Source organism: Streptomyces lonarensis, from assembly GCF_012033735.1.
Taxonomy (GTDB): Bacteria; Actinomycetota; Actinomycetes; order Streptomycetales; family Streptomycetaceae; genus Streptomyces; species Streptomyces lonarensis.
In genome coordinates this window covers 1-23574 of the sequence record NZ_JAAVJD010000067.1, presented here as the reverse complement: position 1 = coordinate 23574, position 23574 = coordinate 1, and the positions used below count along the sequence as shown (strand labels likewise).

At 72.7% G+C, this 23574-nt stretch carries 21 protein-coding genes; 17 read left to right on the top strand and 4 right to left on the bottom strand.

From position 1 onward, the window contains the following. Nucleotides 1-76: 76 nt before the first annotated feature. The gene (locus HCN56_RS11275) at nt 77-1555 is read right to left on the bottom strand and encodes a cysteine desulfurase/sulfurtransferase TusA family protein (protein WP_167969925.1); all 1479 of its coding nucleotides are present in this window, start codon (nt 1553-1555) and stop codon (nt 77-79) included. A gap of 300 nt (nt 1556-1855) precedes the next feature. Between HCN56_RS11275 and ctaC the strand changes: the two genes are divergently transcribed. From ctaC to HCN56_RS11255, 4 genes are all read left to right on the top strand, one after another. After that, nucleotides 1856-2815: an aa3-type cytochrome oxidase subunit II gene (gene ctaC, locus HCN56_RS11270; RefSeq protein ID WP_167969923.1), complete on the top strand. Its 960-nt coding sequence runs from the start codon at nt 1856-1858 to the stop codon at nt 2813-2815. Then, nucleotides 2812-4533 (top strand): aa3-type cytochrome oxidase subunit I, encoded by a 1722-nt coding sequence (gene ctaD, locus HCN56_RS11265; protein ID WP_167969921.1) that lies wholly within the window; start codon nt 2812-2814, stop codon nt 4531-4533. Before ctaC ends, ctaD begins: the two co-directional genes overlap by 4 nt. Continuing rightward, a complete protein-coding gene (locus HCN56_RS11260) occupies nt 4530-4928 on the top strand; it encodes a cytochrome c oxidase subunit 4 (RefSeq protein ID WP_167969919.1) in 399 nt (132 codons plus the stop codon). The genes ctaD and HCN56_RS11260 overlap by 4 nt, the downstream gene beginning before the upstream one ends. A 259-nt stretch (nt 4929-5187) precedes the next feature. After that, nucleotides 5188-6390 carry a L,D-transpeptidase gene (locus HCN56_RS11255; RefSeq protein WP_167969931.1) on the top strand — a complete coding sequence of 401 codons (1203 nt, stop codon included), beginning with the start codon at nt 5188-5190 and terminating at the stop codon, nt 6388-6390. 104 nt (nt 6391-6494) lie between these two features. On the opposite strand, the gene HCN56_RS11250 is transcribed toward HCN56_RS11255, so the two are convergent. Beyond that, complete coding sequence (locus HCN56_RS11250) at nt 6495-6896, bottom strand: hypothetical protein (RefSeq protein WP_167969918.1); 402 nt, start codon at nt 6894-6896, stop codon at nt 6495-6497. A gap of 202 nt (nt 6897-7098) precedes the next feature. Between HCN56_RS11250 and ctaE the strand changes: the two genes are divergently transcribed. The 5 genes from ctaE (at nt 7099) to trpD (ending at nt 12690) form a co-directional block, all read left to right on the top strand. Continuing rightward, entirely contained in the window at nt 7099-7722 is a 624-nt protein-coding gene (gene ctaE / locus HCN56_RS11245; protein ID WP_167932114.1) for an aa3-type cytochrome oxidase subunit III, read from the top strand. 83 nt (nt 7723-7805) lie between these two features. Next, entirely contained in the window at nt 7806-8615 is an 810-nt protein-coding gene (gene qcrC / locus HCN56_RS11240) for a cytochrome bc1 complex diheme cytochrome c subunit (protein ID WP_167969916.1), read from the top strand. Further along, nucleotides 8612-9679: a cytochrome bc1 complex Rieske iron-sulfur subunit gene (gene qcrA / locus HCN56_RS11235; protein ID WP_167969914.1), complete on the top strand. Its 1068-nt coding sequence runs from the start codon at nt 8612-8614 to the stop codon at nt 9677-9679. Before qcrC ends, qcrA begins: the two co-directional genes overlap by 4 nt. After that, on the top strand, nt 9676-11328 hold the full coding sequence (gene qcrB, locus HCN56_RS11230; protein WP_167969912.1) for a cytochrome bc1 complex cytochrome b subunit: 1653 nt from the start codon (nt 9676-9678) through the stop codon (nt 11326-11328). Before qcrA ends, qcrB begins: the two co-directional genes overlap by 4 nt. Before the next feature lie 291 nt (nt 11329-11619). After that, on the top strand, nt 11620-12690 hold the full coding sequence (gene trpD / locus HCN56_RS11225; RefSeq protein WP_167969910.1) for an anthranilate phosphoribosyltransferase: 1071 nt from the start codon (nt 11620-11622) through the stop codon (nt 12688-12690). Nucleotides 12691-12771: 81 nt separating this feature from the next. Here trpD and HCN56_RS11220 read toward each other — a convergent pair whose 3' ends face one another. Further along, the gene (locus tag HCN56_RS11220) at nt 12772-13053 is read right to left on the bottom strand and encodes an Lrp/AsnC family transcriptional regulator (RefSeq protein WP_167932119.1); all 282 of its coding nucleotides are present in this window, start codon (nt 13051-13053) and stop codon (nt 12772-12774) included. 220 nt (nt 13054-13273) lie between these two features. On the opposite strand from HCN56_RS11220, the gene HCN56_RS11215 reads away from it, so the two are divergent. The 5 genes from HCN56_RS11215 (at nt 13274) to HCN56_RS11195 (ending at nt 19240) form a co-directional block, all read left to right on the top strand. Next, a complete protein-coding gene (locus tag HCN56_RS11215; protein ID WP_167969908.1) occupies nt 13274-13513 on the top strand; it encodes a hypothetical protein in 240 nt (79 codons plus the stop codon). Between the two features lie 204 nt (nt 13514-13717). After that, entirely contained in the window at nt 13718-15067 is a 1350-nt protein-coding gene (locus tag HCN56_RS11210) for an NYN domain-containing protein (RefSeq protein ID WP_167969929.1), read from the top strand. 426 nt (nt 15068-15493) lie between these two features. After that, entirely contained in the window at nt 15494-16618 is a 1125-nt protein-coding gene (locus HCN56_RS11205) for a C40 family peptidase (protein ID WP_167969906.1), read from the top strand. A 300-nt stretch (nt 16619-16918) separates the two neighbouring features. Continuing rightward, entirely contained in the window at nt 16919-17983 is a 1065-nt protein-coding gene (locus HCN56_RS11200; RefSeq protein ID WP_312871183.1) for a C40 family peptidase, read from the top strand. Nucleotides 17984-18088: 105 nt separating this feature from the next. Continuing rightward, nucleotides 18089-19240, top strand: coding sequence for a glycosyltransferase family 4 protein (locus HCN56_RS11195; protein WP_167969904.1), 1152 nt, complete (start codon nt 18089-18091; stop codon nt 19238-19240). Nucleotides 19241-19340: 100 nt separating this feature from the next. Here the strand turns inward: HCN56_RS11195 and HCN56_RS11190 are convergent, their stop codons facing one another. Continuing rightward, the gene (locus HCN56_RS11190) at nt 19341-21152 is read right to left on the bottom strand and encodes an AMP-dependent synthetase/ligase (RefSeq protein ID WP_167969902.1); all 1812 of its coding nucleotides are present in this window, start codon (nt 21150-21152) and stop codon (nt 19341-19343) included. A 363-nt stretch (nt 21153-21515) separates the two neighbouring features. Here HCN56_RS11190 and HCN56_RS11185 point away from each other — a divergent pair, with 363 nt between their 5' ends. The 3 genes from HCN56_RS11185 to HCN56_RS11175 all read left to right on the top strand — a co-directional run bounded on the left by HCN56_RS11185 (nt 21516) and on the right by HCN56_RS11175 (nt 23549). Then, on the top strand, nt 21516-21962 hold the full coding sequence (locus tag HCN56_RS11185) for an SRPBCC family protein (protein WP_167969900.1): 447 nt from the start codon (nt 21516-21518) through the stop codon (nt 21960-21962). A gap of 141 nt (nt 21963-22103) precedes the next feature. Continuing rightward, on the top strand, nt 22104-22529 hold the full coding sequence (locus HCN56_RS11180) for a DUF5304 family protein (RefSeq protein ID WP_167969898.1): 426 nt from the start codon (nt 22104-22106) through the stop codon (nt 22527-22529). 78 nt (nt 22530-22607) lie between these two features. Next, nucleotides 22608-23549: an ROK family glucokinase gene (locus HCN56_RS11175; protein ID WP_167969895.1), complete on the top strand. Its 942-nt coding sequence runs from the start codon at nt 22608-22610 to the stop codon at nt 23547-23549. Nucleotides 23550-23574: the final 25 nt, after the last annotated feature.

The window sequence follows — 23574 nt, the reverse complement described above, 5'->3', positions numbered from 1 at the left end:
GGCCGGCGGACGGTGCGCACGACCGGTCCCCGCCGCGCGGCGGGGACCGGTCCCGGCAGGGCGCGGCGCCCTGCGTTCACCGCGAGCGGCGGACCCGGTAGGCGCTGCCGGCCGGGCCCGCCCCCGCCAGCGGCTCCTCGCCCAGGTACTCCTGACCGCGCATCTCGCACCACGCCGGGATGTCCAGCCGCGCGGCCGCGTCGTCGGCCAGCACCCGCACCACCGAGCCGACCGGCAGACCGGGCAGCGCCTTGGCCAGCTCGATGACCGGGATCGGGCACCGCCGCCCGAGCGCGTCCACCTCCACCTCAGCAGCCTCGGCCGCCCCCGCCAGCTCGGCGGGGCCCGCGTCCGACGCGCCGGTCTCCGGTGCGCCGGGGTGCCGGGCCCAGGCCGCCGACACGCCGGCCTCCGCGGCTCCGCCGCCCGGGCCGGCGAGCCGGTCGCGCACCGCGGCCACCACCCGGGGCACCGCCGTCAGGAACCGCTCGACCTCGGCCGCGGTGGTGGAGCGCGGCAGCGACACCCGGACGTTCCCCTCCGACAACACGCCCATCGCCCGCAGCACATGGCTGGGGGTGAGCGTGGAGGAGGTGCAGGAGGAGCCCGACGAGACGGAGAACCCCTCCCGGCCCAGCCCGTCGAGGAGCGCCTCGCCGTCCGCGTACAGGCAGGAGAAGGTGACGACATGCGGCAGGCGCAGCTCCGGGTGGCCCACCACCTGGCAGTCCGGCACCTCCCGTTCCACCCGCTCCCGGACCAGCCGGACCAGCTCCCCGAGCCGCGCCGCCTCGGTGTCGGCGTCGGCGCGCACCGCCCGCAGCGAGGCGGCTGCGGCGACCACCGCCGGGAGCGAGGGGAACCCGGGGGCGCGCCCCGCCTCCCGTTCGTCGTGCGGTTCCGGCGGTGCGAAGCGCGTGCCCTTGCGTACTGCCAGAAGACCGACCCCGCCGGGGCCGCCCCACTTGTGGGCGCTGGCCGCCAGCAGCGACCACCGCCCAGCCACCGGCCCCCAGGGCACCGACTGCGCGGCGTCCACCAGGAGCGGTACGCCGGCGGTGCCGCACACCTCCGCGACCTCCTCGACCGGTTGTTCGGTGCCCACCTCGTGGTTGGCGGACTGGAGCACCGCCAGCGCCGTGTCGGGGGTGAGCGCGGTGGACCAGTCCGCCACCGCGGTGCGGCCGGTGCGGTCCGGGGCGACCTCCGCCGCCGTGCCGCCGGCCGCCCGGTGGGCCTCGGCGGCGTGCAGCACAGCGGAGTGCTCGACGGCGGAGACCAGCAGCCGGCGGCCGACGCGACGGCGGCCGGCGAGGCTCCCCGCGATCCCGGTGTGCAGGGCGCGGGTGCCGGAGGTGGTGAACGACAGCTCGTCGGGGCGGCAGCCGAGCAGGTCGGCGGTGCCCTCCCGGGCCGCGTCCAGCAGCAACCGGGCGCGCCGTCCCTCGCGGTGCAGCCGTGCCGGGTCCGCCCACCCCTCCTCCCAGGCGGCGAGGAACGCCTCGCGGGCGACGGGGTGCGGGGGCGCGGAGGAGGCGGCGTCGAAGTACGTCACCCCGGCAGGCTACGCCCGGGACGACGCGCCGGGCCGGGCGCGCGGTACGGCATCCTGGACCGCGCGGACGGGCGCGGCGGACGGCCCCGCGGGCGGCCGTCGCCCGCCGCGCCGTGTCCGGTACGTCCCCTGGTGGGGCGGCACGGCGCGTTGGGTACCCTCCCCGCGCAACGCCAGGGGGTGTCCAGTAGGGTTTGGTCCGCGTAAATATCCAAACCCTGCCCGTGCCAGGGTCAGTGCCCCGTCGCCGAGCGATGGCGGCGACCGGGCGCACGGGCGAGACTCTCGGGAAGGCGCTACGTGAGTCCCAACGGCTCCGACCGCTCGACGCGGCGTCCGATGCGGCGGGTACTGCCGCAGGCGCTCATCGCGGGCCTGGTCCTGGCAACCGCCACCGGTTGCACATCCGAGGAACTGCCCCGCCTCGGGCTGCCCAGTCCGGCAACGGAGGAAGCGCCGCGCATCCTGTCCCTGTGGCAGGGGTCGTGGATCGCCGCACTGATCACCGGTGTGATCGTGTGGGGTCTGATCGCGTGGAGCGTCTTCTTCCACCGTCGTTCGCGCACCAAGGTGGAGGTCCCGCCGCAGACGCGGTACAACCTGCCGATCGAGGCGCTCTACACCCTCGTTCCGCTGATCATCGTCTCGGTGCTGTTCTACTTCACAGCACGTGACCAGACCGAGCTGATGAAGACCTCGGACCAGCCGGACCACGTCATCAACGTCGTGGGCTTCAAGTGGAGCTGGGGCTTCAACTACCTGGAGCCGGTGGGCGAGGGCGACGTCTTCGCCCCCGACTCTCCCGAACTGGCGGCCATCCCCGACCGCATGATGGACGCGGTTCCCGAGAACGCCGACGGTGTCTACGACATCGGCACCCCCGCCGACCGCGACGCCGACACCGGCAACCCCGGTCCGACCCTGGTGCTCCCCGAGGGCGAGACCGTCCAGTTCATCCTGACCTCGCGTGACGTCATCCACTCGTTCTGGGTGGTGCCGTTCCTGATGAAGATGGACGTCATCCCCGGTCACACCAACCGCTTCGAGGTGACCCCCAACAAGCAGGGGACCTTCCTCGGCAAGTGCGCCGAGCTGTGCGGTGTGGACCACTCGCGGATGCTGTTCAACGTCAAGGTCGTCTCGCCGGAGGAGTACCAGGAGCACCTGCAGGATCTGGCCGACCGCGGCCAGACCGGCTACATCCCGGCGGGAATCGAGCAGACCGACGCCGCCAAGAACGCGGAGACGAACCAGCCGTGACCATCCTCGACAGCTCACCCGAGAAGACGGGGTCGGTACCGGCCTCGCCACCCGTGCGCAAGAAGACGCCGGGCCAGATCGTGGTCAAGTGGCTCACCACCACCGACCACAAGACGATCGGCTCGATGTACCTCATCACGTCGTTCTTCTTCTTCGTCGTCGGCGGCGCGATGGCCCTCATCATGCGGGCCGAACTCGCCCGTCCGGGGACCCAGCTCGTCAGCAACGAGCAGTTCAACCAGCTGTTCACCATGCACGGCACGGTGATGCTGCTGCTCTTCGCGACGCCGCTCTTCGCCGGCTTCGCCAACTGGATCATGCCGCTGCAGATCGGCGCGCCCGACGTGGCGTTCCCGCGGCTGAACATGCTGGCGTACTGGCTGTACCTCTTCGGCGGCCTGATCGTCGTCGGCGCCTTCTTCACCCCGCAGGGCGCGGCCAGCTTCGGCTGGTTCGCCTACTCGCCGCTCTCCAACGCGGTCCACTCGCCCGGCATGGGCGCGGACATGTGGGTGATGGGCCTGGCGCTCGGCGGTTTCGGCACGATCCTCGGCGCGGTCAACTTCATCACCACGATCATCTGCATGCGCGCACCCGGCATGACGATGTTCCGGATGCCGATCTTCACCTGGAACGTGCTGCTGACCGGTGTGCTGGTCCTGCTGGCCTTCCCGGTCCTGGCCGCCGCGCTCTTCGGTCTTGCCGCCGACCGGGTCTTCGGCGCCCACATCTTCGACTCCGCCAACGGCGGAGCGATCCTGTGGCAGCACCTTTTCTGGTTCTTCGGCCACCCCGAGGTGTACATCATCGCGCTGCCGTTCTTCGGCATCGTCTCCGAGATCATCCCGGTCTTCAGTCGTAAGCCGATCTTCGGCTACATCGGCCTGGTGGCCGCGACCATCGCCATCGCCGGCCTCTCGGTGACGGTGTGGGCGCACCACATGTACGTGACGGGCGCGGTGCTGCTGCCGTTCTTCTCGTTCATGACCTTCCTCATCGCGGTACCGACCGGTGTGAAGTTCTTCAACTGGATCGGCACGATGTGGCGGGGCTCGCTGAGTTTCGAGACGCCGATGCTGTGGACGATCGGCTTCATGGTGACCTTCCTCTTCGGTGGCCTCACCGGTGTCATCCTCGCCTCGCCGCCGCTGGACTTCCACGTCTCGGACTCCTACTTCGTGGTGGCGCACTTCCACTACGTGGTGTTCGGAACCGTCGTCTTCGCGATGTTCGCCGGCTTCCACTTCTGGTGGCCGAAGTTCACCGGGAAGATGCTCGACGAGCGGCTCGGCAAGATCACCTTCTGGACGCTGTTCGTGGGCTTCCACGGCACGTTCCTGGTGCAGCACTGGCTCGGCGCCGAGGGCATGCCCCGCCGGTACGCCGACTACCTGGCCGCCGACGGCTTCACCACGCTGAACATGATCTCGACCATCGGGTCGTTCCTGCTCGGTCTCTCGATCCTTCCGTTCTTCTACAACATCTGGAAGACCTGGAAGTACGGCGAGAAGATCGAGGTCGACGACCCGTGGGGCTACGGCCGCTCCCTGGAGTGGGCGACCGCCTGCCCGCCCCCGCGGCACAACTTCGTCACGCTGCCGCGTATCCGTTCCGAATCGCCCGCCTTCGATCTGCACCACCCGCAGCTGGCCGAGCGCGACCAGCTGGACCACCGCGGCGCCGTCGCGGGCGTGTCCCGTGAGGAGGACACCAAGTGAAGATCCAGGGCCACATGTTCAACTGGCTGGCCGGCTTCATCCTGGTCGTCGCCATCGTGTACGGCGTCTGGTCCAAGGAGCCGGTCGGCACGACCGCCCTGTTCCTCTCCTTCGGCCTGAGCATCATGATCGGGTACTACCTGGTCTTCACCGCTCGCCGTGTGGACACCGGGGCGCAGGACGACAAGGACGCCGACGTCGCCGACGACGCGGGCGAGCTGGGCTTCTTCTCCCCGCACAGCTGGGCGCCGCTGGCGCTGGGCCTGGGCAGCATGTTCGCCTTCCTCGGTCCGGTCTTCGGCTGGTGGTTCCTCTTCTTCACCGCCCCGCTGCTGGTCATCGGCCTGTGGCTGTGGGTGTTCGAGTACTACCGCGGTGAGAACCAGACCCAGTAGTACCGAGCGGCCGCCTGCGGGCGCCGCGACCGCCGAACGGGTCGGTCCCCGGACTTCGTGTCCGGGGACCGACCCGTTTGCACGCGCTCGGCAGGCTGATGGCGGACATTCTTCATATTTTATGACCATGAGTCACGGGAATGTCGTCACCGACGGGAACCCCGCCCCGGCCGCCCCCGGCGGTCGCGCGGCCGGTCCGCCCCGCGCGGCCGCCCGGCGTCGTCTGACGCTCGGCTGCGCCCTGATACTCGCCCCTCTGATGATCGGTCTCACCGGCTGCTCCGGGGGGCCCGAGCCCCCGAGGCCGACCGGCCCCTACGACGCCGCCGCGGACGTGTCCTTCGGCCCCGCCGAGGGGCCCGAACAGGCCGCCGTCGACCCCGCCGACCCGCTGCGGGTGACCGCCACCTCCGAGGAGGCCCGCATCACCGACGTCACCGCCGTCGACGCGGCGGGGCGCACCGTCACCGGCGAACTGACGGCCGACGGCGGGGCGTGGAGCAGCACCACCCCGCTGGCCGCCGGTATCGAGTACACCGTGGAGGTGGCCACCGAGAACCGCGACGGCCACCCCGGTCGCCGCACCCACGTCTTCACCACCCGCGACGCCGACTCCACCGCGCTGGAGATCACCTTCGGGCCCAAGGCCGGTACCTACGGCGTCGGCCAGCCCGTGATCGCGGAGCTGAGCGAGGAGGTCGAGGGGCGAGAGGCGCGCGCGGTCGTCGAACGGCTGCTGACCGTCGAGTCCGAACCCGCGACCGAGGGCACCTGGCACTGGGCCGACGGCGCCACGATGCACTACCGCCCGGCGGAGTACTGGCCGGCCAACGCCACCGTCCGGGTGAGTTCCGACCTTGCCGGGGTGCACATCCAGGACGGGCTGCGCGGCGCCGAGAGCGAGCCGCTGACCATCCGCACGGGTGACCGGGTGGAGGCGATCGCCGACATCGGCACCCTCACCATGACCGTCACCAGCAACGGCGAGGTCGTCCGCACCATGCCGATGACCACGGGGAAGGAGGGCTTCCGGACCCGTGAGGGCAAGAAGGTCATCCTCGGCAAGGAACAGCACGTACGGATGAACGGCGCCAGCATCGGCATCGCCCAGGGGAGTTCCGAGTACTACGACCTCGACGTCTACTGGGCCGCCCGGCTGACGTGGAGCGGCGAGTACGTCCACGGCGCGCCCTGGTCCGTCGGCTCGCACGGCTCGCAGAACGTCAGCCACGGCTGCACCGGGCTCAGCACCGAGAACGCCCGCTGGTTCTTCGAGTTCGTCAAGGTGGGCGACATCGTCGAACACGTCAACGGCTACGGCAACGACATGGACCTGTTCGGCAACGGCTTCGGCGACTGGAACATGTCCTGGGACGACTGGCGACAGGGGAGCGCGCTGCACGGGGACACCGAGGCGGACGCCGGCACCGGCGACAGCGGCCGGCTGCGCCCCTCGCTGTGACCCGCGGCCGCCCGCGGCGCCCGGAACGGCGACGCCGCCGTCCGCACCCCCTCGCAGGGCACGGACGGCGGCGTCGGAGCGTGGTGCCGGCGCGGGCGCCGGGGCTACACGGTGGCGGGCAGTCGCCGACGCAGCACCTCGGCCAGGCCGTGGGCCACCTCGGCCGGGTCCAGCGGGTGCGGCACCGCGGCCTCGGCGCGGCTCCAGGTCGCCAGCCAGGCGTCCTGCGGCCGGCCGATCAGCAGCAGCACCGGCGGGCAGTCGAAGATCTCGTCCTTGATCTGCCGGCACACGCCCATGCCGCCGGCGGGGGCGGTCTCGCCGTCCAGCACGCAGGCGTCGATGCCGCCCTCCTCCAGGAGGGTGAGCAGCGCGGGCAGCGTCGCACACTCCACGTACTCGACCGGTGGGACGTCCGACGCGGGCCGCCGCCCCGCCGACAGCCGAACCTCCTCGCGGGTGTTCACGTTGTCGCTGTACACCAGCACCGTGGCGGTGCGCTGCATCCGTCCTCCTCGATGGAATGCCCATGCCCGCCTGTGCGGACGCCGCTGGCCGGATGGTACTCCGTCGGTGCCCGCCGGCGGCAGGGGAAGGGCGCAGGAGGCCGCCGGCAGGGCCGTTCGGGCTGCTCCGAGGAGCCGCACATCTGCCCGGACACACCGAACAGCACCCCCGGGGGTGAGTGCGGGATAAGCGACCGACATAATGTCGGGCGTGGCGACAGCAACAGCAGAAGCAGAAACCGGGCACGCGCATCACTCGGTCAACCGACCGAACCTCACGAGCGTCGGCACAGTCATCTGGCTGAGCTCCGAGCTGATGTTCTTCGCGGCCCTCTTCGCGATGTACTTCACCCTGCGATCGGTGATGGGCAGCGAGTACTGGCAGTCCCAGGCGGACCTGCTGAACGTGCCGTACGCCCTGACGATCACCACGATCCTGGTCCTCTCCTCGCTCACCTGTCAGTTCGGCGTCTTCGCCGCCGAACGCGGTGACGTGAAGCGGCTCCGGATGTGGTTCGCGATCACCTTCGTCATGGGGTCGGTCTTCATCGGCGGCCAGGTGGCCGAGTACGTGGAACTGGTGGCGCACGAGGGCATCACGCTCTCGTCCGACCCGTACGGCTCGGTGTTCTACCTGACGACCGGGTTCCACGGTCTGCACGTGCTGGGGGGTCTCATCGCCTTCCTGCTGGTGCTGGCCAGGACCTTCATGGCGCGGCGCTTCACGCACGAGCAGGCGACGGCGGCAATCGTGACGTCGTACTACTGGCACTTCGTGGACGTCGTCTGGATCGGTCTGTTCATCACGATCTACATCATCAAGTAGCACGCAACGCAGTGACCGCGCCGGTCCGCCGGCCGCGCACGACCCACGTACCGACGCAGAAGATCCTGACACCGGGGTAATCCGTGAAAAAGCTCTCCGCACGACGGCGCCATCCGCTGGCGGCGCTCGTCGTCCTCCTTTTTGCGCTGGCGACCACAGGGGGGCTGTACACCGCGCTCGCTCCCGCGGGTGAGGCCAAGGCCGAGGCCTCGGACAGCTCGCTGGCGATCGAAGAGGGCAAGAAGCTCTACGCCGTCGGCTGCTCCAGCTGCCATGGACTCGGCGGTCAGGGCGGCAGCGACGGCCCGAGCCTCGTCGGTGTCGGTGCCGCGGCGGTGGACTTCCAGGTCGCCACCGGCCGCATGCCGATGGCCGCCGAGGGCCCGCAGGCGCCCAAGAAGCCCAAGGACTACTCGCCCGAGGAGACCGCCCAGCTGGCGGCCTACATCGCCACCTTCGGGCCGGGTCCGGCCATCCCCGAGTCGTCCGCGTACAACCCGGCGGACGGTGACTCCGCCAAGGGCGGCGAGCTGTTCCGCACCAACTGCGCGCAGTGCCACAACTTCACCGGTCAGGGCGGCGCCCTGACCCACGGCAAGTACGCACCGAACCTGAAGGACGTCGAGCCCCGCCACATCTACGAGGCGATGCTCACCGGGCCGCAGGCCATGCCGAGCTTCCCCGACTCCGTGCTGCCGCCGGACCAGAAGCGCGACATCATCGCCTGGCTGGACGCCGTCAACACCTCGGAGTCCCCCAACGAGGGCGGTTTCACGCTCGGTGGGTTCGGTCCGGTCAGTGAGGGCCTGTACGCCTGGACGTTCGGCATCGGCGTGCTCGTCGCCGCGGCTGTGTGGATCGCAGCCCACACGGCAAAGGCCAGGAAGTCATGAGTAGCGAGACTGGATCATCTAAAGACGTGTCAGAGGAACACCTGCCGCACAAGCAGGACCCCGGCGCGGTGACTGTGGCGGACGACCCGTTCGCGGACCCGGGCCTCCCGGCACACGAGCCCCGCAAGCAGGACATCGACGAGCGTGCCGCCAAGCGGTCGGAGCGCGTGGTCACGCTGCTCTTCGCGCTGTCGTCGGTGGCCACGGTGGGCTTCATCGTGTCCTACCTGCTCATCCCGATCGACAAGATCGTCTACATCTGGCCGTTCGGCCACGTGAGCGGGCTCAACTTCGCTCTCGGCTGGACGCTGGGCCTGGCCCTGTTCTGCATCGGCGCCGGCGCGGTCCACTGGGCCCGCACGCTGATGTCGGACGAGGAGGTCCCGGACGAGCGCCACCCGATCGCCGCCTCCCCGGAGGTGAAGGCCGCGGTCCTGGAGGACTGGCGCGCCGGCACCCAGGAGTCCGGCATCGGCTTCGGCCGCCGGAAGATGATGCGCAACTCGCTGCTCGGCGCGATGGCCCTGGTGCCGCTCTCCGGCGTGGTGCTGCTGCGCGACCTGGGCCCCGCCCCGGGCGACAAGCTCTTCCACACCAAGTGGGAGGCGGGCAAGCGGATCGTCAACGAGAACACCGGTCTGCCGCTGCGGCCCGAGGACATCACCGTCGGGTCGCTGACCCAGGCCATGCCCGAGGGTATGGACCTGCACGACCACGACTTCCACTCGGAGATCGCCAAGGCCGCCGTCATGCTGGTCCGGCTGGAGCCGGCCGACATCAAGGACGAGCAGTCGGCCGACTGGGGTCACGAGGGCATCCTCTGCTTCTCGAAGATCTGCACGCACATCGGCTGCCCGGCGACGCTCTACGAGCGCCAGACCCACCACGCGCTGTGCCCCTGCCACCAGTCGACGTTCGACCTCTCCGACGGTGCGCGGGTGCTCTTCGGCCCGGCGGGCCACCCCCTGCCGCAGCTGCGGATCACGACCAATGAGGACGGCGAGCTGGTCGCCATGGGCGACTTCGCCGAGCCGCCCGGCCCGAGTTTCTGGGAGCGTGGATGAGTACGGCAACGGACGCGCCGAAGAGCGCGCCGCGACGCGGGGGCAAGGCCCCGGCGGGCGAGCGCGTCGCGGACTGGGCCGACGGGCGGGTTGGCGTCTACAGCCTCGCCAAGGCCAACATGCGCAAGATCTTCCCCGACCACTGGTCGTTCCTGCTGGGTGAGATCTGCCTCTACGCCTTCGTCATCATCATCCTCACGGGTGTCTACCTCACCCTCTTCTTCGTGCCGAGCATGGCCGAGGTCGAGTACGAGGGCTCCTACATCCCGATGCAGGGTGTCCTGATGTCCGAGGCGTACGCCTCGACGCTCGACATCAGCTTCGACGTCCGCGGCGGTCTCCTCATGCGGGAGATCCACCACTGGGCGGCGCTGATCTTCGTCGTGGCGATCTTCTTCCACATGATGCGGGTGTTCTTCACCGGCGCCTTCCGCAAGCCGCGCGAGATCAACTGGCTGTTCGGTTTCCTGCTGCTGCTGCTGGCGATGGGTACCGGTCTGACCGGCTACTCGCTCCCGGACGACCTGCTCTCCGGTACCGGTGTCCGCTTCATGGAGGGCGCGATCCTGGCGGTGCCGGTCGTCGGCACCTGGCTCCAGATGTTCCTGTTCGGCGGCGAGTTCCCGGGCTACGACATCATCCCCAGGTTCTTCGTGGTGCACGTGCTGCTGCTGCCGGGGCTGATGGTGGGCCTCATCGTGGCGCACCTGATCCTCATCGTGTTCCACAAGCACACCCACTTCGCGGGCCCCGGCCGCACCAACAGCAACGTCGTGGGTATGCCGCTGTTCCCGGTCTACGCGGCGAAGGCCGGCGGGTTCTTCTTCCTGGTCTTCGGCCTCATCGCGATGATCGCGGCCACCACCAGCATCAACCCCGTGTGGGTGCTGGGACCGTACCGCCCCGACCAGGTGTCGACCAACGCGCAGCCCGACTGGTACATGGGCTTCTCCGAGGGGCTGGTCCGGCTCATGCCGGCCTGGGAGATCGTCCTGTTCGACAGCTACACCCTCAACCTGGGTCTGCTGACGCCGCTGGTCGTCCTGCCACTGATGCTCGGTGCCCTCGCGCTGTACCCGTTCTTCGAGAGCTGGGTCACCAAGGACCAGCGCGAGCACCACATCGCGGAGCGCCCCCGCAACGCCCCGACCCGCACCGCCTTCGGTGTGGCGTGGCTGAGCTGGTACTTCATCGCGCTCGTCGCCGGCGGCAACGACCTCTGGGCGATCAACTTCGGCCTGTCGATCAACTCGATCACCTACTTCGGCCGCGTGGCGTTCTTCGTCGTGCCCGTCGTGGTGTTCATCATCGTCCGGCGGATCTGCCTGGGTCTCCAGCGCCGTGACCGCGAGAAGGTGCTCCACGGTCGCGAGACCGGCATCATCAAGCGGCTGCCGCACGGTGAGTTCGTCGAGGTGCACGAGCCGCTCTCCCAGGAGAAGCTCTACGCCCTCACCGCGCACGACCAGCAGCGGCCCGCGGAGCTGCCGGCGGCGACCGACGCCAACGGCGTCACCCGCAAGGTCGGCGTCGTGGAGAAGGTGCGCGTGCGCATCAGCCGCAGCTACTTCGGCGACAGCGGCCAGGTCACCAAGCCGACCGCCGAGGAGTACCGGGAGATCACCAGCGGCGAGGGTCACCACCACTGACCCTCCCGTGCCGGAGCGGCACGCTCCGCGCGGTGAGTGACCGTCGCAACGGCCCCGTCCGATCATCGGACGGGGCCGTTGCCGTGCCCGGCTGCGTCGCTAGGGTGGGGCCTCCCCGGCGCCACCGGCCGGACACGCGGACGCCCGCCCCCGGTGGCGGCGCCGATCACGTAACCTCCCTCCCACGTGGCGGGCGCGCGGCACCGGCCGTCCGCGTCCCCCACGCCCCGAGCCACGCCGCCGGTACCCGCCGGCGGTGATTCATCAGCGGCACGACACCTGGAGCCGACCATGAGCGCTGTGACGACCCCCGCCGGAGGCGACACCGTGGCGGACCGCTCGTGGCCCGACGTCCTCGGCTCGCTGCTCGCCGGCGAGGACCTGACCGCCGAGGCCGCCGCCTGGGCGATGGACCGCATCATGCGCGGCGAGGCCACCGACGCCCAGATCGCCGGGTTCGCCGTGGCGCTGCGGGCCAAGGGGGAGACGGTCGCCGAGGTCGAGGGACTGGTCCGCGCGATGTACTCCCACGCGCGGCTGATCGAGGTCCCGGGCCCGACCGTGGACATCGTGGGGACGGGGGGCGACCGCGCCGGCACCGTCAACATCTCGACCATGTCGGCCGTGGTCGTGGCCGCGACCGGGGCCCGGGTCGTCAAGCACGGCAGCCGGGCGGCCTCCAGCCGCAGCGGCGCCTCGGACGTGCTGGAGCGGCTGGGCGTCAACCTGGGGCTGTCACCCGGCCGGGTCGCGCAGGTGGCCCTCGACGCCGGCATCACCTTCTGCTTCGCGGTGAAGTTCCACCCCGCGCTGCGGCACGTCGCCGCGGCCCGCCGGGAGTTGGGGATCGCCACCACCTTCAACTTCCTCGGACCGCTCACCAACCCGGCGCGCGTCGGGGCGCAGGCCACCGGCGTCGCGGACGCCAGGATGGCCCCCATCCTCGCGGGCGTCCTCGCCGAACGCGGCACCTCGGCGCTGGTGTTCCGCGGGGACGACGGCCTCGACGAGCTGACGACCACCGGCACCTCGACGGTGTGGGTGGTGCGCGACGGCGAGGTCCGCCGCGAGAGCTTCGATCCGCGCTCGGTCGGTGTCGAGGTGGTGCCGATCGAGGCGCTGCGCGGCGGCGACGCGGAGTACAACGCGGAGGTGGCGCGTCGGCTGTTCGCCGGTGAGCGGGGCCCGGTCCGTGACGCGGTGGTGCTCAACTCGGCTGCGGCGCTGGTGGCGTTGGAGCCGGGCGACGGCCCGTTGGCCGAGCAGTTGGCGCAGCGGATGGCACGCGCCGAGGCGGTGCTGGACGAGGGGGCCGCCGCGGCCACCCTGCAGCGCTGGATCGAGGCCAGTCACCGCCCCTGAACACGGCCCGCCCCGGGGCCCGGTGCCCGCCGGCGGTCCGCCCCCTCGGGCCGACCGGGCTCCGGGGAGGGGCGGCCCGGCTCAGGAGTCCAGGCCGATGGCGAACGCCGCCTCCAGGTCGTGCTGCGAGTAGGTGCGGAAGGCGATGTGGGTCTCGGTGGACTCCACACCGGGCACCTTGCTGATGCGGCCGGGGATGACCTCGGCCAGGTCGTCGTGGCGGGGCACCCGCACCATGGCGATGAGGTCGTGCGCGCCGGTCACCGAGTAGACCTCGCTGACCCCCTCCAGCGCCGCGATCCGCTCCGCGATCTCCGGGATGCGGTCCACGCTGGTCTTGATGAGCACAATCGACGTGATCATGGCTGAGCTCCCCTGGGGTGGTTAGGGCCAGGCGGTACGGCCGGCGCCGCGGCTCACTCTAGGCGATCCGCCCCGACGGGCGGCGGCGCGCGCCCGGGGCACGCCCGGGGCGCGGCACGGCGCGCCGCGAGGCACCCCGCCGGGGCGCGGCGAGGCCGTAGGCTGACCCGGGGGCCCGATACGTCAGGACAGTCCCGAACAGAGAAAGAAGGACGAGACCATGGCGCTCTCCCAGCCGGCCGACGGGACGAGGTGGCGCTGCACGCTGTGCGGCAACCTCACACGGTTCGACGTCACCCGGACCAGTCGGGTGCGGGAGTTCGTGCACCTGGACCTGGCGGGGGAGCCGGCAGTCGAGGAGCGCGAAGTCCTGTCGGACCGCGTCGAGTCCGTCCGCTGCCGCTGGTGCGACGCCGTGGACCGGGTCGAACTGGTCGAGCGTCCCGGCCCGGACGCCTGACGGGCGGTGGGCGACGTGGCAGAGTCCGAACCCCTGCGGGAGCCCGAACCCCGCGAGGAGCAGCAGCCGGTGCCCGGTGCCGTGTCGGGCCACCCCTCCCGCGCGCAGGTGCGGTCCGGCCCCGCCCGGGGCGGCGCCGCCGACGACCAGGGGGCTCCGGAACCCGACGGGGAACCGGAGCCCGGCACAGCGAGCGCGGCGCAGATGTCGTCCGGCCCCACGGGGGAGGGCCGGGCAGCCGACGAGGAGGAGGCGGAGGGGCCGCTGCCGGAGCGCGTCCGGCACCGGGTGGTGGTCCTGGCCGGTGAGACCTTCGCCGGGCTGCGGGTGACCGAACTGCCTCCGGCGCTGCGGCAGTACGCGCGCTTCACCCCCTCACGCCGGGTCAAGTACGGCGCGTCGGCCATCGCGACGGCGCTGGAGACCGACGCCGGGTTCCGCCACCGCGTCGCCGCCCGGCTGCGGACCGAGCAGCCCGAGCTGGCGGAGGCGCTGGAGGCGGGCACCGTGCCGCCGGCGGCCGACCCGGTCGAGGTGGCGGCCGCCGCGTACGTGCTTCGCCCGCCGGGCTGGGTCAAGCTCCTGGCGGTCGCCGGTGAGGAGACCCAGCGCGCCGAGGCCGAGCACGCGGACGAGGAGCGGACCCGTGAACTGGAGCGGCTCCGCGAGGAGGTGAACCGGCTCCGGGCCGCCGTGCGCGAGGACACCGACCGGCACCGCTCGGAGCTGGAGGTCACCCGCCGGGAGAGCGACTCCGTCCACCGCAAGCTGCGGAGCGCGCTGAGCGACGTCCGCCGAGGCGAGGCCGCGCTGCGGAAGGTCCGCGCCGAACTGGACGAGGTGCGGGCCGACGCGGCCTCGGAGAAGGCGGCCGCCGACGCGGAGGCACGCCGGCTGCGCGCCCGGCTCGCGGAGTCCGAGACCGCGTTGGAGACGGGGCGCCGTGCCGCCCGTGAGGGCCGCAGCGTCGAGGACGTGCGGCTCCGACTGCTGCTGGACACCGTGTTGGAGGCGGCCCAGGGGCTGCGGCGGGAACTGGCGCTGCCCCCTGCGGACTTCCGTCCGGCGCAGACGGTCGAGGCCGTGGAGCCCGGGGCGCTCACCCCGCACGACGTCGCCCAGCGCGCCTTGGCCGAGGACGACCCGGCCCTGCTCGACCAGCTGTTGGCGCTGCCGCAGTCGCACCTGGTGGTGGACGGCTACAACGTCACCAAGACCGGGTATCCGACCATGCCGCTGGACAAGCAGCGGACCCGGCTGCTGGGCGGGCTGGCGATGCTGGCCGCGCAGAGTTCCGCCGAGGTGACGTGCGTCTTCGACGGCGCCGAGCTGGACGTCCCGGTGCTGCTCGCCCCGCCGCGGGGGGTGCGGGTGCTGTTCTCCAAGTCGGGCCAGACCGCCGACGAGCTGATCAGGCGTCTGGTGCGGGCGGAGCCGCCGGGGCGGCCGGTGGTGGTGGTCTCCGCCGACCGCGAGGTGGCCGACGGGGTGGCGCGCGCCGGCGCGCGACCGGTGGCGTCGGTGATGCTGCTGCGGCGGCTGGCGCGCGCCTGACGCAGCGTCGGCCCGGTGCCCCGGCGGGACGGGACGGCTGCCGGGCGGCGGCCGTCCCGGGCGTCCCGTGCGCCCCGCCGGGAGAGGTCGGTCACATGCGGCGGCCGTCGATCTGTCAAGTCGCGGCAGTCGGCGCGAACCGGACGGAACGCCTGTTGTCGGGAAAGGGTGTTCGGGATGCCCGTGTCCCGGTTGGCGGGCATTCCGGTTGTACGGAGTGTGCGGGTTCGGCTGCGCGTGGTGCCGGGTAGGTAAAATATCCTCGGGGGGATTTGAACGAGGGTTTCCCCTGTCGCTATGGTCTGGCGTCGAACCTCCGCGCGGTTGTTCACTCATCCGGGGTGACAGTGGAGGAACCGCCGATCCGCGGCAGACACGCGGGGCCGGGCAACCGGCAGGCGGCTGAGGAAGAAGGAGATCGCCCCAGTGGCGTCCCACCGTCGTCCCAAGCAGCCGAGCCGCGCCCGTGTGTCCTTCTTCGGTGCCGCTGCCGCTGCGACCGTCGCGTTCACCTCCCAGGGCAGCGCCAGCGCGACCCCCAACCCGTCCAAGGACGAGGTCAAGGAACGCGTCGACGAGCTCCACGAAGAGGCCGCGACGATCAACGAGGAGTACATCGGCGCCGTCGAGCGCGCCGAGACCCTCCAGGAGGAGGCCGACAAGCTCCAGGAGTCGGTCGCCCGCGGTCAGGAGGAACTGAACGAGCTGCGCAACAGCATCGGTTCGGTGGCCTCGGCCCAGTACCGCAACGGCGGCATGACGCCCTCCGTGCAGCTCTTCCTCTCCGCCGACCCCGACGGCTACCTCGACCGCGCCTCCACGCTCGACCAGATCACCGGCAAGCAGGCCGAGGCGCTGCGCACCATCGAGACCAAGCAGCGCGCCCTCGGGCAGCAGCGCGCCGAGGCCAGCGCCAAGCTGGAGTCCCTGGAGGAGTCCCGCGCCGAGGCCAAGGAGCGCAAGGACGAGATCCAGGGCAAGCTGACCGAGGCCCGCCAGCTGCTCAACCGGCTGACCGAGGAGGAGCGCGCCGCGATCGCCGCGGAGGAGCGCGAGGCCGAGGCCGCCGCCCAGCGCGAGGCGGAGGCCGCGGCGGACCGCGCCAGCCGCAGCGACGGCCGGACCGACACCCCCTCCACCTCCGGTGGTGGCGGCGGTGGCGGCGGCAGCGCGGTCGCCCCCGGTGGCGGTGGCGGCGGCTCGTCCTACGCGCAGAGCGCCATCTCCGCGGCCCAGAGCAAGATCGGCGCGCCGTACGTGTTCGGCAGCACCGGCCCCACCACCTTCGACTGCTCCGGCCTCACCGGCTGGGCCTACAAGCAGGCCGGTATCTCGCTGCCCCGCACCTCGCAGGCACAGGCGGCCGCCGGTACCCGGGTCTCCGCCGACCAGCTGCAGCCCGGCGACCTGGTGCTGTACTACGGCGGCCTGACGCACATCGGCATCTACGTCGGCAACGGCCAGATCCTGCACGCCCCGCGCACCGGTTCCACCGTGAGCTACGCGCCGCTGCACTCCATGCCGTTCCAGTTCGGCGTGCGCGTCGCCTGACGCGCGGCCACCCCGGCTCCACGGGGCGGCGGACCCACCGGGCGACCGGGGGCCGCCGCCCCGTCGCCGTTCCACGGGGACGGCAACACACCGGCGGGGAGCGGCGGTTCACGCGCTCCCCCGGACAGGTGAATGTGCGGCGCGCCCGACCGGCAGCCCGGGACGGCGCCGCGCCCGCGCTGACCTGCGGCGGAGCCCGCGACCGCGGCCGCACCCCGGGGCGCGGCGCTGGACGGCGCTCGACGGCGGCGCCACTACATTCTGCTCTTCCCGTGCCCCGACCGAGGAGAGCGTCGCTCCGTGCCCACCAACAGAGGCTGCGTACCTCCCGCCCGCGGCAGAGCCGCCCGGGCGGGCATGCTGACCGCCGCCGCATCCGCGGTGCTGGTCGGCAGCGTCACCCCCGTCGTGGCCCAACCCGACGACGGCCAGGGGAGCGGGACCGTCAACGCGGGGGGCGAGCGGGTGGACGGCCTCCTCGCCGAGGCGGAACGTGCCGTCGAGGCCCACAACGCGGTCGACGAGCAGGTCGGGCAGCTCCGCGAGGAGGTCGAGCGCCGCCAGGAGCGGCTGGCGCGCAGCCAGCAGCGCGTCAACGACCAGCGCCGAGCGATCGGTTCCGCCGCGGCCGCCCAGTACCGCGTCGGTACCCTCGACCCCGCGCTGGCGCTGCTGCTCGCTGACGACCCCGACGGCTACCTGACCCGGGCCGCCCACCTCGACCGCGTCGGCGACCGGCAGCGCGGCGAACTCCACGGCCTGCTCGCGGCCCAGCGCGTCGTCGACCAGCAGCGGGCCGAGGCCGGGGTGCTCCTCGCCGAACTGGAGGAGAGACGCACGGAGCTGGCCGAGCGCAAACGCGAGGTGCAGGCCAAGCTCGGCCGTGCGCAGCACCACCTCAACCGGCTCACCGCCGAGGAACGGGCCGAACGCGAGCGCGTCGAGCGCGCCGCCCGCAGCGAGAGCCGCGAACAGGCCCTCGGGGCCGCCGCCCCGGGCGCGTCCGCCGACGCGCCGTCCGGACGCGCCGCGGCGGCGGTGGAGGCCGCCCGGCGGGCGCTGGGGCGCCCCTACGTCTGGGGTTCGACCGGACCCCACGGATTCGACTGCTCGGGGCTCACGCAGTGGGCCTACGCCCAGGCGGGCGCCTCCCTGCCGCGCACCAGCCAGGGCCAGGCCGGCGCCGGTCGGCGGGTCTCCCTGGAGGAGGCGCGCCCGGGCGACCTGGTCATCTACCGGGACGACGCCAGCCATGTCGCGCTCTACGTCGGCGGTGGCCAGGTCGTCCACGCGCCCTATCCCGGCGCCTCGGTGCGCCACGACCCGGTGCGGATGATGCCGGTCAGCGCCGTCGTCCGCCCCTGAACGCCGGACCCGCACCCGAGGACCCGCAGCCGCACACCGCCGCGCCGCCGTGCGGGGAGGGGCGGGAGGGAAGAACGGGGCTCGGCAGCCGATAGGCTCGACCCGATGGACCGCACCCTGATCGTCACCAATGACTTCCCGCCGCGGCCGGGCGGCATCCAGGCGTTCCTGCACAGCATGGCGCTGCGGATGGACCCCGAGCAGATCGTGGTCTACGCCTCGACCTGGAAACGCGGACGGGAAGGCGCCGAGGCCACCGCGGCGTTCGACGCCGAGCAGCCCTTCCCCGTGGTGCGCGACCGCACCACCATGCTGCTCCCCACCCCCCGGGTCACCCGCCGCGCCCAGGCACTGCTGCGCCGGCACGGCTGCCGCTCGGTCTGGTTCGGCGCCGCCGCCCCCCTGGGGCTGATGGCCCCGGCGCTGCGGTCCGCGGGCGCGCGGCGGCTGGTGGCGACCACCCACGGCCACGAGGCGGGATGGGCGCAGCTGCCCGGCGCCCGGCAACTCCTGCGCCGCATCGGGGAGTCCAACGACACCCTGACCTACCTGGGGGAGTACACGCGCTCCCGGGTGGCGGGGGCGCTGACCCCGGCCGCCGCGCGACGCATGGTGCAACTGCCGCCCGGCGTGGACGAGAAGACCTTCCACCCCGACTCCGGCGGTGCCGAACTGCGCGCCTCTCTCGGGCTGTCGGACCGTCCCGTGGTGGTGTGCGTCTCGCGGGTGGTGCCGCGCAAGGGCCAGGACACGCTGATCAGGGCGATGCCCCGGGTTCTCGCCCAGCTCCCCGACGCGGTGCTCCTCGTGGTCGGCGGCGGCCCGTACCTGCCCGAGCTGCGGAAGTTGGCGGTCGCCGAGGGCGTCGCCGACTCCGTCCGGTTCACCGGCTCCGTGCCCTGGTCCGACCTGCCCGCGCACTACGGGGCGGGCGACGTCTTCGCCATGCCGTGCCGCACCCGGCGCGGCGGCCTGGACGTCGAAGGGCTGGGCATCGTCTACCTGGAGGCGTCCGCGACCGGACTCCCCGTCGTCGGCGGCGACTCGGGCGGCGCGCCCGACGCGGTGCTCGACGGCGAGACCGGCTGGGTGGTCCGCGGCGGCGCGCCCACCGCCGCGGTGGAGACGGCGGAGCGGGTGGTGACCCTGCTGGGCGATCCGGAACTGCGGCGGCGCATGGGCGAACGCGGCCGGGAGTGGGTCGAGGAGAAGTGGCGCTGGGACCTGATCGCGGAGCGGCTGCGGGCCCTGCTCTGACCCCCGGGCCGGCGCCTCACGGCCGGCAGGCCCCGGACGCGCCGCGGCCGGCCCCGCCCGAGGGCGTGGACCGGCCGGCGGCTAGGGGTCGGGCTCGGCGTCAGGAGTCGTAGAGCGCGTTGATCTCGGCGGCGAAGTCCCGGGCGACGACGTGCCGCTTGAGCTTCATCGACGGCGTGAGGTGACCGGTCTCCTCGCTGAACTGGGTCGGCAGCAGCCGGAACTTGCGGACCGACTCCGCGCGCGAGACGGCCGCGTTCCCCTGGTCCACGGCGCTCTGCACCGCGGCGAGCAGGTCCGCGTCGCGCAGCAGCGCCTCGCGGTCCGAGATGTCCTTGCCGTTCTCGGCGGCCCACCGGGGCAGGAACTCCTCGTCGAGCGTGATCAGCGCCCCGACGAAGGGGCGGGCGTCGCCGACCACCATGCACTCGGCGACCAGCGCGTGCGCCCGGATACGGTCCTCGATGACCGCCGGGGCGACGTTCTTGCCGCCCGCCGTCACCAGGATCTCCTTCTTGCGCCCGGTGATCGAGAGGTAGCCGTCGTCGTCGAGGGAGCCGATGTCGCCGGTGTGGTACCAGCCGTCCGTCATCGCCTCGGCGGTCGCCTTGTCGTTGTTCCAGTAGCGGTCGAAGAGGTGGTCGCCGCGGAGCAGCACCTCGCCGTCGTCGGCGATCCGCACGCTCGACCCCGGCAGCGGTCTGCCGACGGTGCCGATGCGGGGCGCGTCCCAGGGGTTGAAGGCGGTGGGCGCGCAGGTCTCCGTCAGGCCGTACCCCTCCAGCACGGTGAAGCCGATGCCGCGGTAGAAGTGGCCGAGGCGGACGCCGAGCGCGGCACCGCCGGAGATGGCGTGCTCGGCCCGACCGCCGAGCGCGGCCCGCAGCTTGCCGTAGACCAGCTTGTCGTACAGGCCGTGGCGCAGCTTCAGCCCCAGGCCGGGCTTCTGGCCGGCGGACATGCCCCGGCTCCACTCGATGGCGGTGTCGGCCGCCATGTCGAAGATGCGGCCCTTGCCGCCCTCGCGGGCCTTGGCACGGGCGCTGTTGTAGACCTTCTCGAAGACCCGGGGCACCGCCAGCAGCAGCGTGGGCCGGAAGGACGCCAGGTCGTCGGTGAGGGTGGCGATGTCACTGGTGTGCCCGAGCCTGATCGGGGCGAAGACCGCGGCGACCTGCACCAGCCGGGCGAAGACGTGGGCGAGCGGCAGGAAGAGCAGCACCGACCGGTCCTGGCCGGTGAAGAGCGGCGGCAGCGCCGCCACCACGTTGCCCGCGTCGGTGAGGAAGGCGCGGTGGGTGAGGACGCAGCCCTTCGGCCGGCCGGTGGTCCCCGACGTGTAGATGAGGGTGGCCGGGCTGTCGGCGGTCACCGAGTCGCGGGCGGCGGCCAGGTCGTCGTCGGAGAGCGCGGACCCGGCCTCCGTCAGTTCGGCGATCGCGCCCGTGCCGCCGTCCTCGGCGTCGATCGTCAGCAGCAGCCGCAGCTCCGGGACGTCCCCGCGCAGCGCCTCGACCGTCTCGCGGTGGCCGGCCTGCTCCACGACGATGCCGACCGCCGCGGAGTCCTCCAGAATCCAGCGGACCTGTTCTGGGGAGCTCGTCTCGTAGACGGGTACACCGACGCCCCCGGCGTACCAGATGGCGAAGTCCAGCAGGGTCCACTCGTACCGGGTCCGCGACATCAGCGCGACGCGGTCGCCCGGGCGCACGCCCGACGCGACGAGGCCCTTCGCCACCGCGCGGACCTCCGCCAGGAACGCGGTGCTGGTGACGTCCCGCCACCCGCCCTCGGCTGTCCGGCGCGCGATCACCACGTCATCGGGTCCCGACGCCGCGTTGCGGTCGAGGACATCCGTGAGCCGGTCACCCGGCGCAACCTCGTACAGGGCCGGAAGGCTGAACTCGCGCACTGCTGCTCCTCGTCCCCGACGTCCCGGCCCGCGGACCGGCGGCCGTCGGCTGCGGTTCGACCGGGGCGGCGGTGCCCCGAGCTGCTTGACCGGGCGCGGAGCCGAAGAGGCCCCGCCGGCGGGTGCCGACGACGAGCACGCCCGCGACCCGCGCGGGCACCCGCTGCCGGCTCCGGGCGCACGGCCCGGTTCCGTCCATCGCCCGAGCCTACCGGTGAATCCCCGACCTGCACCGGGTGGCTGCCCAACTCCCCGCAAGCGACCGGCGGGCGCCGCGCCGCGCACGGTATAGCCTTCCCCGGGGACGGTGCCGGATCGCCTGGGCCGCCCCAGGGCGGCGAGAGAGAACGAGGAGCCAGCGCGATGGCCGAGCAGACCAGGTCCAGCATCACCGTCGAGGCGTCGCCGGCCGCGGTGATGGCGGTGATCGCCGACTTCGAGCGCTACCCCGAGTGGACGGGGGAGGTCACCGAGGCGGAGGTCCTCGACACCGACGGACAGGGGCGCGCCCGCCAGGTCCGCCTGGTGCTCGACGCCGGCGCGATCCGCGACGACCACACCCTGGCCTACACCTGGACCGGCGGGAGTGAGGTCTCCTGGACGCTGGTGAAGTCGCGGATGCTCCGCGCGCTGGACGGCTCCTACCGGCTGACGCCGACCGCCGGAGGGACCCGCACCGAGGTCGTGTACCAGCTGACCGTGGACGTCAAGATCCCGATGCTCGGCGACATCAAGCGCAAGGCCGAGAAGGTCATCGTGGACCGCGCCCTCGACGGGCTGCGGCGACGGGTGGAGAGCCTCAACCCCTGACACCCGCCACCCTGGCACCGCGGGGCGCGCGGGCGGCCCCGTGCGATCGCCGCGGGAGGCACGGTCGGGGCGGTGACCCCCTCCGGGCGTTCGGGTACCGTCGGGAACGACGAGTCACGCGTCCCGCCCCAGGAGCCCGCCATGACCGACGCACACCGGCCCCCCTTCGACGACGACGCCTGGGCCACCGCCTGCGAGGAGGATCTGGCCGCCGAGCGCGCCCGCCGCCGGGCGGCCGGTCGCGGCAGCGAGCCGGTCGACGAACTGCGTCACTTCTTCGACACGGTCACCCAGCGCCTCGGGCAGTTCGCCGGCGGTCCCGCCGGCTGGGTGGCGGCCGACGCCGCCGGCAAGGCCCGCGCCGCCGTGGACCCCGTCCTGGAGCGGCACCGCGACACCATCGGCCACCTCGCCCGCGCGGGCGACGAACTGGCCGCCGCGTTCCGCGCCGCGTTCACTCCTCAGCAGCAGCAGGACACCGACGGGAAGGGCGCCGCCGACGGCGGAACCCGCCCCGACTCGGGCGACAGCGGCACCGACCCCCGCGGTGGCGAGCAGAAGCCCTGATCGAGCCGTCAGAGTGACCGTTCACCTCCTGTACGGTATTCCGCGCTGGGTATGCAACGACCACTCACTGAGGGACTCATGGGACTCACCATCGGGGTCGACATCGGCGGCACCAAGATCGCGGCCGGGGTGGTCGACGAAGCGGGCGCCATCCTCAACACCTGCACGGTGCCGACGCCGCCGACCCCGCAGGGCGTCGTGGACGCCATCGCGGACGCGGTGCGGACGGTGGGCGACGGCTCCGGTGCCGAGGCCGTCGGTATCGGCGCCGCCGGCTACGTCGACGACAAGCGCGCCACCGTGCTCTTCGCCCCCAACATCAAGTGGCGCCACGAGGCGCTGAAGGACAAGGTCGAGCAGCGCGTCGGCCTGCCCGTCGTCGTCGAGAACGACGCCAACGCCGCCGCGTGGGGCGAGTACCGCTTCGGCGCGGGCGCCGGCCACGAGGACGTCGTCTGCATCACCCTGGGCACCGGGCTCGGCGGCGGCATCGTGATGGGCGGCCGGCTGCACCGGGGCCGCTTCGGCATCGCCGGCGAGTTCGGCCACATCCGGATAGTGCCGGACGGCCTGCTGTGCGGCTGCGGCAGCCAGGGCTGCTGGGAGCAGTACGCCTCCGGTCGCGCCCTGGTCCGCTACGCGCGGCAGCGCGCCACCGCCAGCCCCGACCAGGCCGTCGTGCTGCTGGCGCTGGGCGACGGCACCCCGGAGGGCATCGAGGGGCGGCACGTCTCGGAGGCGGCGCGACAGGGCGACCCGGTCGCCATCGACTCCTTCCGGGAGCTGGCCCGCTGGGCCGGCGCCGGACTCGCCGACCTCGCCTCGCTCTTCGACCCCTCGGCCTTCATCGTCGGCGGCGGCGTCTCCGACGAGGGCGACCTCGTGCTGGAGCCCATCCGCAAGTCGTTCCGACGGTGGCTGGTCGGCAGCCGCTACCGCCCGCACGCCCAGGTGCTCGCGGCGCGGCTCGGCGGCCGGGCCGGCCTGGTCGGCGCGGCCGACCTCGCCCGCCAGGGCTGACGCCCGGCCGGGCACCGCGCCGGCG